Origin of the sequence: Stenotrophomonas sp. PAMC25021 (assembly GCF_004795795.1) — a bacterium.
GTDB lineage: Bacteria > Pseudomonadota > Gammaproteobacteria > Xanthomonadales > Xanthomonadaceae > Stenotrophomonas > Stenotrophomonas muris.
The window spans coordinates 1,583,331-1,597,836 of sequence record NZ_CP039255.1; the positions used below are offsets into that span (position 1 = coordinate 1,583,331).

A 14,506-nucleotide genomic window follows, 5' to 3' on the forward strand; every position below is an offset into this window, starting at 1 on the left:
GTACCTTCAACACCGTCAGGGACTCACCGATGGGCATCACAACGAAGGAGGCTTCGGTTTTGCTCTCCGTCATCATGACCAGATTGCTTCGGCCGCAGCTACCTCGAGCTATGCTGCGCGCGGCTCACATTGGTGCTCTTTTCGGACTGTCAGCCATGCTCACGCTGACATCTGCATGCGCGCGATCGACGGATATGTCTGCCCTCAATGAACGTGCCGCTGCCGCAGATACGCAGCCCGCCCGCATCTCCATGGCCGAGCTGCATAAACGGATTCTCGCCTACGCGGATTCGCTCAGGTCAAGGGCGGACATCAGTCCGGACAAGTTCGGCACGGCGATCGGTGTCTCGCTCGTGCCAGACGAAAAGGTCAGCATCAGGCACATCGCCAAGGACCTGGCAACGACGAACGGCTACAACTATGGGGCGTCTTATCTGTCGGTTGAGTCGGCACGTGAGTTCCCCAACCAAGAGGTGATCTTCTATCAGCTGGGCAAGCAGCCAGTGACGGATGCTCCGAATGGCGTGTGCTACTGGGAAGCCGAAAGTGCCGGACGAGCCCTCGAAGCCCTCGGATACAGGACCGGAGGAGAAGTGCCATTTCAGAGAGGGGGCATCAGGCAGTACCGGCGCCCCATCACCGGTGGTAAGCAGTATATGGATACCAGCCTGTTGACCTATCGTTCCGATGAAGGTGATACAGCGAGAACCTGCGTCTACGCGGTCCAGTTTGGAGGAGGAGACAAATGAAGGGAATCGAATCCAGCGTCGAGCCACTATTGGCCGATCTGCGCGCAGACAAACAGCTTCCCAGTGGTGCCGAGGATGCGATCCGACGCAGCATTGCAGGCTCCCCCTACCTCAAGCACCTTCTGGCAAACGCAGCCGACAGCGGTCAGATCGGCCGGATTGCCGTCTCCTACGGACATCACAATGGCGGCCACTTTCAGGAGGGAGCGGATGGAAACCCACCAACGATTTTCATCAGCGCCTCCAATTTCCAGAGCGTAACCGGCGCCCGGCTTGAAGAACGACTTACCGAAGTGCTGGGCCACGAGACCATGCACGGCATCCTGGCTAAGGAACGCGCCGCAGCGCTCAGGGACTTCAAGCAGACCTACAGCGAGGAACTGATCGCTTCACACGATTCCCGGTCAGGCTCGGTGAACCTGACCGAGCCGGTGCGCACGCTACTGGACAAGGGACGACAGGACGAGGCACTGGCGGAGGTCTCGGGCCTGCGGGCATTGGATAGCCGATTCAGAGCGTTGAATCCAACCTTGGATGACAACGGACTGGAGGCAATGCTTGCGTCCCGCTCGCTCTCCCGTTGCATTCGGGCTGAGGGCGCAACCAGAAGCCTGGCGGATGGCATTTCGTATGATGCGCTTGCCAAGCGCCCCAACAATGAGAGCGTCCAGCTCACCAAGGCCGTCGAGCAGTGCTTCTATGACGGCACTGGCACGCTGGGCCGGCACGGCGATTCCGACTACCGCAACTACTACGGTACCTATCCGCTATCAGTGATCGGGACGAGCCATGCCTTCCTGGCTGAAGGTCGCCAACCCCCGGCCATCCGCATCGACCTGCATGAGCTTGGTCTCGACCCGAAGCAGCTTGAGCGCAATGGCCTCGACTTTGGCAGCGCAAAGATCCTGCCTGTTGGCGACTTCGGAAAGGGCGGGTTGGGCTGGGTGGAGCTGAAGAACACCGGCAGCGCACACACCATTTCGCCACCGACGCAGAGCGTTGCAGATATGCAGTCCTCGCCCACCCACTCGCTCAGTCCAGCAGATCAGGCGCTGCTGGACCAGATTCGGAGCAAGGTGGAAGCACTGGACAAGGCCAACGGCCGAACCTTCGATGACACCAGCGAGCGTATGTCTACCAGTCTGCTGGCCGCAGCCAAGGATGCCGGAATCACCCGCGCGGACCATGTTGTGCTGAGCAGACAGACAGATGCCTCCCCCGCCGCACATAACATCTTTGTGGTGCAGGGTGCGATGTCCGACCCTGCCTCCCTTCGCACTCACATGGCGACTGCAGAGGCCGCCCAACGGCCAGTGCAGGAGAGCCTGAACCAAGTGGAAGCAATCGGCCAGCGGCAGGCGCGTGAGCAGGCAGACATGCAGCGCACGCAGGAGCAACAGCAGCGGGTTTGGGCGCCGTCGATGTAGGCTATCTGCTTCAGCTAGCTCGACTGTTCCACCGGCGGCCTCGCCTCGATGGCCCGGCGCTTTTCTTCATCAAAGAGAAGACACTCGGCAAAGGTTTCATCCAGCCGCAGCACGTTCTTCTGCAAATCCGGGACGCCGGTAAGAATAGCGAGGTGCTGCCCCGCCATCATCGAAAGGTTGTTGCTCATTCGGATGACGTTGACCGCCAATGGCGCAGGGAAGCCATCGCGGCTCCGGCTCATTGCGTGTACACCTGCGTGTACGAATGAGTTCAACGGAGACCATGCATGCACCTTCAGCTCAACAAGGTGCGGGAGCATATTGCCAAGCTCCGATACTTCCGCAAATGCCTCCAGCATCTTCGACAGCATCGGCAGCCCCTTCTCGCTCGTTCCCGCTTCCGGCGGTAGGGACAGCAGCTCGACCTGCTCGTCGCCTGCGCAGTGCAGGATCCAGACGGACCGCGTGAAGGCCTCGTACTGGCAGCGCATCAATGCCATTGCAGAGGGCGCCATACCGGCCTGCAGCAGCGTGCGAAGGGCGTCTGCGTGTTCAAGGCTCAGCAATGCTGCGTCCATTGACGCCAACAATCTGGGCGAGTCATCCGCCAGCGGATAATCCACCGTGGAGAGGATCGCCTGGCGAAGCAGCGCGGATCGGTTGAGCAGGTCTTCCATGACGATGACTCCTGGTATCGGCGGGTGGAGCATATCCAGCGGAGGGGGCTGTCCGCCAGAGCCCATGCGGAACTCACGCTGTGAGACAGCTCCAGACCATCCTCCCCTCCCCCACCGGAGGATACCCGTGACCAGAATCGACCCCCCATGGTTGGAAGCCTTCGACGAGGAGCTCCTCCACCTGTTCGCCATAGACCATCGCGACGCGGGCATGGATGAGTAACTGCTGGGCTGCTACGCAGACCTTCCGCCACGCGACGCGACGCTGGCATTCAGCAGCGACTACGACCTGGTGCGCGATGTTGCGCTGTGGGCTCGGCCGTGCGTGGCGTCGGAAAGTTAAGCTGTGTCGCAATCGGCACACTTCGGATCGAGGCCCAGCGGCCGGACTGTCGCTTTTGAGACCCCGATCCTCTGCAAACCGTGCTTTTCAATGCGCATTCGGGCGGTAACTTAACACCGGCCGAAACCACTGCACCGCAAGGGTTCTGCCGCGCGCGCGCCATGCAACAATGCCGTAAGCGTCAGCATTTGCGGCCTCTGCGGCCTACGGTTTCTTGGCATCTCGCAACCATGCGAGTACACCTTGGCGTGCCACCGGAAAAGGGGGGCGCGGGGTTCGAAAGCCCGCTCAGTAACCTTGTGTTTTGCGCTTGTCAGCCGGCGTCACCTTTTGTGTGGCGCCGGCTGGCAATCCGTTCGCGTTCCATGGCGGGCGGTGCGTGGGGGTCTTCGGACCCACCGGCTTGGTTACTGTCCGGCTTTCGAACCACGCACCGTCCGCCGCCTCTATCGGTGGCGTTGCTATCTGTCCTGTACGGAGCATTGCCATGAACGCATCGGACTTCCGTTCCCTGCACGCGCAGTACGATCCGGACAACGCCGAACCCGAGCGCGAATCGTCCGTCGATCCCAACGCCTTCGTCGCCACGCTGCACCGCATCGGATCTGGTGCAGCTGCGGATGGCCAGCCTTGGCCGGAACGGCATCGACTGCCTGGGCGGTGTCTTCAGTTGGCGGATGCAGATTGCGCGCTGGCGGGGCTGCGTGTGGTGGCGGAGCTGATGCTGGCTGCGGAGCGGACTCGGCAGAACGGCGCGCCCGAGGAGTACCTCGGGGATCGGGTGATGGAAGGGTTGAAGATGGCGTGTGTGGCGTTGACTGCGCAGGTGGCTGAGCGGTTGCAGGTGCGGGAGTAGCCCAGGTGGATCTGGCCGCCTGTCGCTCGACCGCTGGCTATCCGAGCGCCATCGGTTGACCATTCGTTTTCTAGTCCATCCGCTATCTGCAGAGTGTCAAATGAAGCTTCTGATCTACGGCGCTGTGCTGCTGGCGGCGCTGTCTGCGGCGATCGCCAGCCGGCATGCACCCAAGGCCGACTTGGAACTGCGGACGTTTCGGAAGGTGTCCGACGCTGAATTTACTGTCATGCGCGAGGAAGCCGTTCGACTGGTGCGCGGGGGCCTAGTACAGCACGCGCGCTACGCGGGAGACCGATACTTCGAGGTCAGCTGTGACGGCATACCCGTGATGCTGGTGGATAACTCGCTGGAGCAGCTTGTTATTGTGCTGTACGCGGATAGGGAAATTGATGTTCCCTGCGTTGTGCCGCTGCTATCGCATTGGAGTGGGCGGTTTGTGGCGGAGCGGGCGCGCGCCTAGCGAATATGAGTACAGCGGAATGGGAGACCACTCTGGAACACCTCTGCAAGGCCCGCATTATGATACGACTAGCCGCCACCACTGTGCCCTGCACCTTAATCTCGTGCTGCACACTCTCGTCGTCCGCATGCAGTTGGCTGACGCCAATTGCACCTTAGCCTCCCCTACGCGCCCCAGCCGAACTGGACTTGGCGAAGGAGCTCACGCGGTAGAACGGCGCGCCCGAGAAGCGTCTGGTCGACCGGCAAATGTAGGGGCTACTGATGGCGGTACTTTCGTTGACGGTGATGGCCAGCGAGTGGGTGCAGCTGCAGCGGTAGGAGCCTGCACCGGCATCCCCTCGATCACGCACCACAGGCCATCTGCTTGGCACCGTAGGTACGGGCACCCCAAGGTCAAAACCAACGGGCTCGGTTGGCCCATGAGGTAAAGGCGTCCACCTGAGCGTTGCTTGCTGCTTCCGCTGGCAACACCAGCCCTGTGTGGCTCATGTCACAAGCCCGGCTGTCGATGTTCACAAGCCTACAGTGCGCGCCAAGGGGCGACGCTCGGCTGAAGGCTGAAGATCCGTGGGGATAGCCGAATTTGAGGCCGGATGCGACCAAATGGTGGTTGCATGGACGGTTCTTGTCGTAAACAATCAGAGACAAGGGTCACTCTCTGACGACCCTCCCAAAGGGCATGGATGTCGCAGGGGGCGCATTCGGCTCGATGCCTGTCGCCGCCCCCAGTTTACGAATGCGCAGGATGCCGACTTGAATACACAAGTAGAAGCCCTCTCCACGATTATCCGGGAGAAGCTCCCAAGTTATGACACCTTGGACGCAGCCGCGGCGGCGGCGCGCCAGGCCCTCGAAACGGTGATGGGCCCATTCCCTGAACAGATGGATGCCAACTTCCAGGCGGCTATCGAGTTGGTGCGTTCGTCGTTCCAGAACGTGGAGATCCTGCGCAAGAACTCGCTGATCAAGCCACGGCCGACTTGGTACAACGGGCCGACGGAACATGACAAGCACTGGCCCGCGCTCCTGAACTATCTCCGCGAAGTCAAGAAGTGGAAGGATGCGTCCGAGTCGCTGGATGACTCCTCCTCCGAGATCGTCTCTCTGCTAGCAAATCCAGCCGAGGACGAGTTCAGATGTCGAGGACTGGTCGTTGGCTATGTCCAGTCAGGAAAGACTGCAAACATGACCGCGGTCATCGCCAAGGCGGTGGATGCTGGTTACAACCTCATCATTCTTCTCGGTGGCGTCACAAACAAGCTTCGCGCACAGACTCAGCGCCGCATCGAAGCAGATGTTGTGAACAGGCACGGCACCCTGTGGCAGAAGTACACCACTGCGGAAGACAGCGGCGACTTTGTCAGGCCTCCAAACGGTCAATTTGTGATGCCGCACAAGGGTGGCGCTCAGCTGGCTGTCATTAAAAAGGAGTCTACGCGCCTCGAGAAATTGCTCGAGACTGTGACAAATACGGCTCGGCCAATTAAGCGAAAGCTCAAGGCACTGATCATCGATGACGAGTGTGATCAGGCATCCGTGAATTCCGGTGCCGATGATGAAGAGATGACTCGGATCAACGAAGCGATCCGAAGGCTGATAGCGGCGCTGCCTTGCGTTTCGTACGTCGGCTATACCGCCACGCCGTTTGCAAATGTATTCATCAATCCGTTCCCGGTTCGCGCAGACAAACTGGACGACCTCTATCCCGAGGACTTCATTACAGCACTGCCTCGTCCCAAGGGCTACTTCGGCACACTTGAGGTTTTCGGTGAGGCCGACGCATCCGCCGACGATGATGCTGTCGACTTCGGACGAGACATGTTCCGATCCATACCGTCGGAAGAGGTCGATCAGCTGGTTCCTAAGGGAAAGAACGGCCACAAAACTTTCACGCCGGATGTGACGCCTCAGCTTCAGAAGGCAATCGTCTGGTTCCTGATCACCTGCGCCGTTCGCCGCGCGCGAGGGCAGCAGAGCGAGCACATGACGATGCTTGTTCACACCTCCGCATACATTGCACAGCACGACAGCATGGCGGATGCCATTCGCGCCTGGCTGGCAGCCAATCGTCGCTCTATTGAATCGCTCTCCGGAGCCGTCGGAGACTTGGTGCGCCAAGTTTTCTCAGAGGAGATTGTCAGAAGCCCCCTGAGTGATCAGAGCGACCCAACACTCTTGGACAGCACACTCAAGCCCCTCCTCCCGGAGGTTCTGGAAGCCTTGGAACTCGTTGTTGAGAACGGCGAGAGTCTCGAGCGCCTAGACTTTACTGGCGATGCGAAGACCTACATTGTCGTGGGCGGATCGGTGCTGGCGCGCGGACTTACCCTTGAAGGACTCTCAGTGTCTTTCTTCCTGCGCACCTCTCGCCAGTACGACACGTTGCTACAGATGGGGCGCTGGTTTGGGTTCAGAAAAGGATACGAGGATCTCCCGCGTCTCTGGACGACCCAAGACCTGATATCAAACTTCCGAGCGCTGGCGCAGGTAGAGGAGGAGATCCGAAAGGAAATTTCCACCTATCGTTCGGCAGAGGTTTCGCCACTGGACTTCGCAGTAAAGGTTCGGTCAATTCCCGGACTCGCGATCACGTCAGCGGCGAAGATGCGGCATGCAATCAGGACGAGCATCAGCTTCGACGGAAAGCACGAGCAAACGACTCGCTTTGATCACACCGACTCGGACGTGGTTTCCAGGAACTGGAGCGCCGCGGCGAGCCTTGTTGACCAGCTGATTGCTGAGAAATACTCGCGGATAAAGGAGAACGTCTTCATGGATGTTCCCGGCACTGTAGTTCGAAAGTTCCTGGCCAACTACAGCATGTGCGACAAGCAGCTAAATCTCACCAAAGAGATGTTGCTGACCTACATTGATGGATCCGCCAGTCGCATGCCGTTCTGGAATGTCGCGATTGTGAGCTCCAGCAGGGCTGAGCGGCGAGTCCACTTGGGTGGCCTGAGTGACATTGGACCTGTCATTCGTTCCAGGTTGCCCGAGTCATCTGACTATGCCGACATCAAGGCTTTGATGTCGAAACAAGATGTGCTCGCTGATGTTGAGGACTCTGATGCTCAGTCGACCGATGGATGGGAAAAGCTGAAGAGCTATCGTCCCGATACTCCCCTTCTCTTGGTGTACCCGATAGACAGTGTCTCTGAACCGAGCAGGGCCGGCGATCATCGCGTAGCACTGAACGCCAAGGGCGACCTCATCGGCCTCGGATTCGTATTCCCAGGGCGCATTGACCGAACCGGTCGTTACTTCAGCGTGGAACTGAACGTCCCTACGCCAGATCAGCTCGAGGATGGGGAAGCAGGCAATACAGAGCAGGCGCAGGATGCGTGAGACTGCCCACGAACACTGGCTCTCGCTTCGCAGCAGCACGCAGCGAAGAGACGGAGTGGACGTCGCAACGGTGGCCGCAGGGGTTGACTCCGGGTTTGGTGTCATTCGCTATGCACTTACACCTGACGCAGCTCCGAGACTGCTGATTCCAGTGTCAGCTGGGGTGTCGGCCTCTGATGTACGAAAGCTTGGGGGACCCAGCGTTGACATATCTATCACGCGACTTTCGCTCAGTGGCATCTGGTCGCTCTACGTCGACATTGGCCTTGGCGAGCGGCGACTGGAGAGTCTTTTCGGCGATCTCTGCACGCAAATCATTTCTAGAATCGCAGACGGCATACCTCCGCTGGCCGCCGTGGCGTCCTGCATCAGAGATTATCGAATTCTACTGGCAGAGGAGCCTCAAGCTCCGGTTGACGTGAGCACGGTGCTCGGCTTGCTCGGCGAGCTTGTGGTTCTTCGAGAGGGTGTAAGGCGCAGCGCGCAGGCAGTTGACTGTTGGACCGGCCCCTTGGGTCAACGACACGACTTTCGAGGTCCAGGCGGCGCGTTGGAAGTCAAGTCCACCGCCTTTCTGCAGAGCTCAAATGTGCACATCCATGGGCTCGAACAGCTCTCTCCGCCCGCTGACACCCCGCTTTGGTTAGCTCACGTAGTGCTTGAGAGGGCTGCGGCCGGAAATGTTTATGTAGAACAGCTCTGCAAAGAGTTGATCGCATTGGGAGTTAAGGAAGATGCCATTGTCAGTCGTCTGGCATCGATGGGCTGTCAGGACTCCAGGGCTCCGGAGTGGAACGCTCTGCGCACCACCTTGGAGGCCATCAGGCTTTATTCAGTCTCTGACAACTTTCCAAGGCTCACCACCAGCCTGCTGCCACATGGACAACTTCCGGCCGGCGTTGGCGATGTCCAATACACGATTGATTTGGGTTCAGCCGCGGACCAATTGGTACCGAGCACTCAGCATGAACACGTCTACGAGGCGGTCTTCTCATGAAACTTGAGCTGTACAGCGAACCCTTCTCAAAGAATGGGAACCTTGCGGGGGAAGGCTTCAAGCGACTGTTGGGGAGACCCAACCTCAACCTGCTTCAGACATTAGTGCGCGAGAGTCTGCAGAACGTAATTGACGCAACCCTGCCTGGACGATCCCCTGAGGCACGTATTCGCCTGCGGAAGTTGAGGGACACCGAGCGGAACACCCTGTCGAACTCAGTGTTGGCCCAGATGCCAGCCGGCGGTCTTTCCAAGCAGATTCTCAGCGACTCTTTGGAGAAGCCCGAACTCTGGGTTTTTGAGATAGCTGATTTTGGTACGGTGGGCCTTTCTGGCCCTGTAGAGGCCGATGTCGCGCCGTCGGGAGAGGAGCGGACTAACTTCGTCAACTTCCTCAAGAACGTTGGGGCAGCACGAGACAGCCACCAAGGTGGCGGCACCTACGGTTATGGAAAGAGCTCGCTCTACGCAATGAGTTCGTGCTCGCTTGTCCTAGTTGATAGCCAAACTTTCAATGAGGGAAAGCCGGTTCGCCGTCTTATGGCCTGCCACTTGGGAGAGGCTTTCGACGCGACTGTCGGAACTGGCATTCGGCGTTTCACGGGGCGCCACTGGTGGGGCATACCCGCGGGCAGCGACAGCGTGGCTCCCGCGACCGGAGCGCACGCACTCGACTTGAGTGGCGAGTTGGGGATGTTCTCTCGATCCGAGGCTGATAGCGGGACCTCTATCGTTATCGTAGATCCCGAGCTTGAAGTCTCTTCCACCCAGGAACTGGGTCGTGAGCTGATTACGTGCGTACTCCTGAACTTCTGGCCAAGAATGTCGGATACGACCGCGGTTGACCGCCGCCTGACGGTCAGCATCGAGATTGATGGCCAGCCGCTGGATGTCCCAGCGCCTGAGGCTTTCCCGCCACTGGACCTCTTCTGCCGGGCACTCGCCGACATTCGTTCCAATGCGGGTTCATTGAAGGACGTTCGATCTCAGCGTCCTGCAAAGGCATTGGGCAAGCTCGCATTCGCCCCGGGGGTCGCGGCGCAGAGGCATCCACTGGCTTCTTCCAATGGTGAAGACATCCTGGCAGGTGCATCGCACATTGCCTTGATGCGCCCTGTCGAATTAGTGGTGAAGTACTTACGCGGCGCCCCCTATCCGGACTCCCTGCATGAGTGGGCAGGGGTTTTTGTCTGCTCGGCTGAGTCGGAGGTGGAGGAAGCCTTTGCTCAGGCGGAGCCACCAACGCACGATGACTGGGCACCGGACAATCTTCCCAAAGGAAAGCAACAGACGATGGTTCGAGTCGGCATGCGGGCTCTCAGAACCCATGCCGATACATTTGTGCCTACCAAGTCGCTCAGCAGATCAGCGGACCCTGCGTCCCCCAGCCTCGCGGCAACTGCCGGGCAAATGGGGCGCTTTCTCTCACCCACAAGCGCCCGCGGCGCTGGAAAACCTGAACCATCCAGGCGCGGTGGTCCATCACCCAAGAAGGGCGTCCGGCTATCTTCACCCGAGATGATTGGGCTCTCTCTTGCTCAAGACGGCGCAGCACTTGCGACGTTCAGGGTTGATCTGACCAATGACGGGAGCCAAGGACCACTGACGCTCATCGTCGAGCCGAAGCTGGTCGCTGATGGCAATGGAATCAGTGCAGAAGACGTACCCTCGAATCTGCTTCCACGACTACACAGCGTGTCACTGGAAGCACACGACCTGAGCAGCAAGGGTCAGATCCTCGACGTTGGGCTATTGAGCGGGGAGGTTACCGCGGTTGTTCGAATGGTCAAGGGCGCTGCTGTGACTGTCGCAGTCCGAGTACTTAGTGAGGACGCGGCATGAGCAGAATCGCGTATCCGTACCTAAGAATTCCCGATGAAGCGGTCCAGTTCAGTGGCTGGTTTGTGGGAGACCCCAACGCTCCACTTCTTCCTGCACCGGAAGTCCTGGCTGACTGGGACTACGCCCGCGATTTGGTCGTACGCGGGAGTGTTCAGATTGATTGGGATTCCGCGTCCGAGTCGCTTCAGTTTGGAGAGGGAGATTGGCTGGCATCCGCACAGCTTCTGATTGGAACAGGACAGGGGCAGTTGCCTAGGCAAGTTCAGTACGCACAGGCACTCCCACTCTCCAAGCAAAACCCATCAGCCCTTCTGGAGGTATCGGTTCCAGGCAGCACGCTGTCCTCTCAGCTGGTCATGCGTTTGACGATTGCGTTGACCGCGCCGTCCACTGAAGCAACGCCACTTTCACCAGTGCTGAAAGGGTCTCGCTTGTGGGAGAGCAGTTGTGATGTGCTGATCGAAGACGGAGGCTCTTCCAGATTCCCGGTCTCCGCCATTGGCTTCGGAGCTGCCTTCGCCGGCAAGCCGCATGAGCATGCTCCTTGGTATGTCGAATGGCGGCCAGAGGATCTTTCCGGCGACTTTTCCTCGAAGGTCGTTCTCTATGTCAACTCTGACGAGGAGACATTCCTTGAGAAGTTCCTGCTGGGTGATCGCGCAACTATCCAGGCGGTACTTGGTGGCGTCGCCTCACACATGTGCTCGACCATTCTCCTGCGTAACGGCAAGGACTTGGATCTCGAAGCGTTCGAGGAAGGTTCGGTTGGCGCGGTGGCGAATCACTGGCTCAGTCGGGCGTTCCCCGATGAAGGCGGGCTGGCAGGTATCGTCCGATTGCTCGAGAGTGACCCTGGCGCATTCAACGCTGCACTGATTGCGTCCGCCGACGTTGGAGGGCAGACCGCATGACCACCATTCTTCTCCCAAGATTGTCCCGTTTGGGGGTCAGTCGCCTGATGGCGGAGCTCGGCACGGACTACTCGTTCGACGATGCCTTAGCCTTTGTGAATGACCACGCCTCACTATCGAGCTTTGCAGCAAGTGGGGGGGTCAGAGAGCATCGTGTGGCCGAAGAGATCGCCGCGACTATTCGCAAGACTGCGGAGGGGTGTGGGTTTCCCACCTTGTCGGGGCAGACCGGGCGCGCCAAGTTCGATCGTGACGCAGCCATTGCCCTTGCGTCGTTTGGTTCACTGGCAAGTGGCGAAGGGTTGCGGGATGACGTTTGGGCCTATCTGACCACTGTATTGCTGCCCGACGTTGTGCGCTGGCGATTCGAGAGCAAGTCTCAAGAGCGATTCAGCGGCGGGGTACGGAATGCTCTGCAGCGGCTCTACATGCGAGCGTCAGCGCTTGACTTGGGACCCGAAGCGAGCGTTGATCGGTGGCGCCTGCTGAGAGCTCTGACAGAGGACGCCCATGTAGCGATCTTTGAGCGTCCACTGATTGGCGGGAACCGGGTACTTGCAAAAGCTATCGCCCACGGTTGGGCCCAAGCGGCAGCAAGTGAGTCCAAAGGGAACATGGAAGACATCATGCGTTGCGCCATAAAGCTCCTGCGCCTCAGGTACCAGATCGTTGATCTTGGCGTACTGGAAGATCAGGAGCTCGCTGACACCGTTGCGAGCGTATTCAAGGACGCAGCGGCCCAAGTGGCCCAAGTGGCCCAAGTGGCCCAAGTGGCCGGAGTGGCCGAAGTGGTCTGATTCTTATTGAAAAGTGCCCCAGGGCATGACATCCTGGCGGCGTTAGAGGGGGCGCATCTGCGCCCCTATTTATAATTGTGAAGCAAGGCATGCACATCCCAGTCGTCGACATCTTCGCAGGCCCTGGTGGGCTGGGCGAAGGGTTCTCCGCTTACACCCCCTCTCGCTCTTCAAAGTCACGCCCGTTCAAGATCGCCATTTCGGCCGAAATGGAGGTCAATGCAGCCAAGACGCTTCGACTTCGCGCGTTCTATCGCCAGTTCGCGCCCCACAAGGTGCCGGATAGCTACTACGACTACGTGGCAGGACGAGTAGACCGGCCTTGGACGGATGCAACCAAGGCTGAGTGGGAGAATGCCTGTCATGAGGCGAGGCAGTTGAAGCTCGGTGATCCCGAAGACGACAAGGTGCTTCATGCCCGCATTCGCGAAGTTGCGTCGCAGGAAGACCCATGGGTTCTGATTGGTGGACCGCCCTGCCAGGCGTACTCCTTGGTCGGGCGCGCCAGAAACCGGGGTGTAGTGGGCTACAAGGCAGAGGAGGATCCGCGCCACTTCCTCTATCAGCACTACTTGAAGATCATCAAGAAGTACTCACCCGCTGCGTTTGTGATGGAGAACGTCAAGGGCATTCTCTCCTCGAAGGTAGGTGGTAAGCTGATGTTCCCGCGCATTCTCGCGGACCTTCGAGCTCCTGGTGGCCGGAACGGCCCGCGCTACCGAATTATCCCTTTGGTAAAGGATCAGAGTGGTCTGTTCGATGACGACGATGGACGCCGTTACATTCTGAGGGCCGAGGAGCTTGGTGTTCCTCAGGCACGGCACCGCGTGGTTCTTTTCGGTGTCCGGGAGGACATTGACGTTTCATCGCTACGCCAGATCAATCGCGCGCCTGACAAGTACAGTGTGGGTGAAGTCATCGGTGGAATGCCCCAGCTGAGAAGCGGCATTACGAATGTCGAGTTCGACAGCTGGCCTGGGGCCGCCAAGGAGATTCTGCTTCGGGCAGCGGAATTGTCTGACGATGCAGAAGTTTCCGCAGAACTACGCATTCAAGCCAAGTTGGTGCCTGTTTCAGATGCCGGCTCTGGTGGCAGAGCCAGACCTTGGACGGCGACTGTAGATGACGTGCCTGAGCATTTGAAGTCATGGCTACTGGATGAACGACTTGGCCATATTCTGAATCATGAGGTTCGTCCACATATGTGGATGGATCTTGTTCGCTATGGTTACGCATCGGCCTACACGAAGATTCATGGCAGGTCGCCGCGTGGCGCCAGCGAGTTCCCTGAAGCCATGTATCCAGACCACGAGAACTGGACAAGCGGAAAGTTTGTCGACCGCTTCAAGGTCCAACGCAGGGATGAGTCAAGCTCTACTGTAACCAGCCACCTTCAGAAGGATGGACACTACTTTATCCACCCGGACCCGACGCAACTCAGAAGTCTCTCTGTTCGTGAGGCCGCGAGATTGCAGACGTTCCCCGACAATTACTTCTTTGAAGGCTCGCGTGGGGCACAATTCCGCCAAGTTGGAAACGCTGTACCGCCGTGGATGGCTCGACAAATCGCTGACGTAGTTCACTCTGCGCTGAGATTCTGATGATCGGCTATCTCCACACCTGGCTGACCGGACTTCAAGAACAGCTCCAAAGCAGCCAGCGAAGATTCTGCATTATTTTTTAGGGCGCACTCCCATATTATTCCAACGCGCCACCCAAGCCCACTGAGACGTCGAACAGTAGCGGCGTCTCTTTCTTTCGTTTTTCGTATTTTATCTTCCCAGAAATCTCGACGATTCAGGGGCACCTTGGCGTACCTGCAGCCATCATGGCCGTGCCAGAAGCAGCCATGCACTAGAACAACAGCACGGTACCTGCTCAGGACTAAGTCGGGCTTTCCCGGAAGGTTCTTGCGATGAAGAGAGTACCGGAACCCCCGGGAATGAAGATACCTGCGAACTTGGACCTCAGGCTTTGTGTCCTTACCCCGAATACCGGACATCATCCGACTTCGAACATCCTTCGTCACAATATCGGCCATCAAAACCTCCGTCAATCGCGGAAATCAAGAGAAATCCGAACCTCCGTCGAAATAGCA

General features: G+C 58.7%; 12 protein-coding genes and 1 pseudogene. 11 read left to right on the forward strand and 2 right to left on the reverse strand.

Features of this window, described 5'->3' with window-relative positions:
• The first annotated feature begins 29 nt into the window (after positions 1-29).
• Positions 30-749 (forward strand): hypothetical protein, encoded by a 720-nt coding sequence (locus E5790_RS07540; protein WP_111206135.1) that lies wholly within the window; start codon positions 30-32, stop codon positions 747-749.
• Positions 746-2,176: an XVIPCD domain-containing protein gene (locus E5790_RS07545; protein ID WP_136191718.1), complete on the forward strand. Its 1,431-nt coding sequence runs from the start codon at positions 746-748 to the stop codon at positions 2,174-2,176. Before E5790_RS07540 ends, E5790_RS07545 begins: the two co-directional genes overlap by 4 nt.
• A 14-nt stretch (positions 2,177-2,190) precedes the next feature.
• On the opposite strand, the gene E5790_RS07550 is transcribed toward E5790_RS07545, so the two are convergent.
• Positions 2,191-2,853: a hypothetical protein gene (locus tag E5790_RS07550; protein WP_229653735.1), complete on the reverse strand. Its 663-nt coding sequence runs from the start codon at positions 2,851-2,853 to the stop codon at positions 2,191-2,193.
• A 127-nt stretch (positions 2,854-2,980) separates the two neighbouring features.
• Here E5790_RS07550 and E5790_RS22065 point away from each other — a divergent pair.
• From E5790_RS22065 to dcm, 9 genes and pseudogenes are all read left to right on the forward strand, one after another.
• Positions 2,981-3,196: pseudogene (locus tag E5790_RS22065) on the forward strand (hypothetical protein).
• Between the two features lie 487 nt (positions 3,197-3,683).
• The gene (locus E5790_RS07560; protein ID WP_111206394.1) at positions 3,684-4,052 is read left to right on the forward strand and encodes a hypothetical protein; all 369 of its coding nucleotides are present in this window, start codon (positions 3,684-3,686) and stop codon (positions 4,050-4,052) included.
• Between the two features lie 100 nt (positions 4,053-4,152).
• On the forward strand, positions 4,153-4,515 hold the full coding sequence (locus E5790_RS07565) for a hypothetical protein (protein ID WP_111206392.1): 363 nt from the start codon (positions 4,153-4,155) through the stop codon (positions 4,513-4,515).
• A 755-nt stretch (positions 4,516-5,270) separates the two neighbouring features.
• Positions 5,271-7,862, forward strand: a complete 2,592-nt coding sequence (locus tag E5790_RS07570; protein ID WP_197607957.1) for a Z1 domain-containing protein — start codon at positions 5,271-5,273, stop codon at positions 7,860-7,862.
• Positions 7,855-8,859, forward strand: coding sequence for a PD-(D/E)XK motif protein (locus E5790_RS07575; protein WP_168708231.1), 1,005 nt, complete (start codon positions 7,855-7,857; stop codon positions 8,857-8,859). The genes E5790_RS07570 and E5790_RS07575 overlap by 8 nt, the downstream gene beginning before the upstream one ends.
• Positions 8,856-10,700, forward strand: a complete 1,845-nt coding sequence (locus tag E5790_RS07580; protein WP_111206388.1) for a hypothetical protein — start codon at positions 8,856-8,858, stop codon at positions 10,698-10,700. The genes E5790_RS07575 and E5790_RS07580 overlap by 4 nt, the downstream gene beginning before the upstream one ends.
• Entirely contained in the window at positions 10,697-11,611 is a 915-nt protein-coding gene (locus E5790_RS07585) for a hypothetical protein (protein WP_136191719.1), read from the forward strand. Before E5790_RS07580 ends, E5790_RS07585 begins: the two co-directional genes overlap by 4 nt.
• Entirely contained in the window at positions 11,608-12,408 is an 801-nt protein-coding gene (locus E5790_RS07590; protein ID WP_136191720.1) for a hypothetical protein, read from the forward strand. The genes E5790_RS07585 and E5790_RS07590 overlap by 4 nt, the downstream gene beginning before the upstream one ends.
• A gap of 89 nt (positions 12,409-12,497) precedes the next feature.
• Positions 12,498-14,009 carry a DNA (cytosine-5-)-methyltransferase gene (gene dcm, locus E5790_RS07595; protein ID WP_111206382.1) on the forward strand — a complete coding sequence of 504 codons (1,512 nt, stop codon included), beginning with the start codon at positions 12,498-12,500 and terminating at the stop codon, positions 14,007-14,009.
• Here the strand turns inward: dcm and E5790_RS07600 are convergent.
• Positions 13,988-14,449 carry a very short patch repair endonuclease gene (locus E5790_RS07600; RefSeq protein WP_111206396.1) on the reverse strand — a complete coding sequence of 154 codons (462 nt, stop codon included), beginning with the start codon at positions 14,447-14,449 and terminating at the stop codon, positions 13,988-13,990. The genes dcm and E5790_RS07600 overlap by 22 nt on opposite strands.
• Positions 14,450-14,506 lie beyond the last annotated feature (57 nt).

Excerpts from the sequence above, each read along its gene's own strand:
- E5790_RS07540 (WP_111206135.1), top strand. The coding sequence starts at position 30 with ATGGGCATCACAACGAAGGAGGCTTCGGTTTTGCTCTCCGTCATCATG.
- E5790_RS07545 (WP_136191718.1), top strand. The coding sequence starts at position 746 with ATGAAGGGAATCGAATCCAGCGTCGAGCCACTATTGGCCGATCTGCGC.
- E5790_RS07550 (WP_229653735.1), bottom strand. The coding sequence starts at position 2,853 with ATGGAAGACCTGCTCAACCGATCCGCGCTGCTTCGCCAGGCGATCCTC.
- E5790_RS07560 (WP_111206394.1), top strand. The coding sequence starts at position 3,684 with ATGAACGCATCGGACTTCCGTTCCCTGCACGCGCAGTACGATCCGGAC.
- E5790_RS07565 (WP_111206392.1), top strand. The coding sequence starts at position 4,153 with ATGAAGCTTCTGATCTACGGCGCTGTGCTGCTGGCGGCGCTGTCTGCG.
- E5790_RS07575 (WP_168708231.1), top strand. The coding sequence starts at position 7,855 with ATGCGTGAGACTGCCCACGAACACTGGCTCTCGCTTCGCAGCAGCACG.
- E5790_RS07580 (WP_111206388.1), top strand. The coding sequence starts at position 8,856 with ATGAAACTTGAGCTGTACAGCGAACCCTTCTCAAAGAATGGGAACCTT.
- E5790_RS07585 (WP_136191719.1), top strand. The coding sequence starts at position 10,697 with ATGAGCAGAATCGCGTATCCGTACCTAAGAATTCCCGATGAAGCGGTC.
- E5790_RS07590 (WP_136191720.1), top strand. The coding sequence starts at position 11,608 with ATGACCACCATTCTTCTCCCAAGATTGTCCCGTTTGGGGGTCAGTCGC.
- dcm (WP_111206382.1), top strand. The coding sequence starts at position 12,498 with ATGCACATCCCAGTCGTCGACATCTTCGCAGGCCCTGGTGGGCTGGGC.
- E5790_RS07600 (WP_111206396.1), bottom strand. The coding sequence starts at position 14,449 with ATGGCCGATATTGTGACGAAGGATGTTCGAAGTCGGATGATGTCCGGT.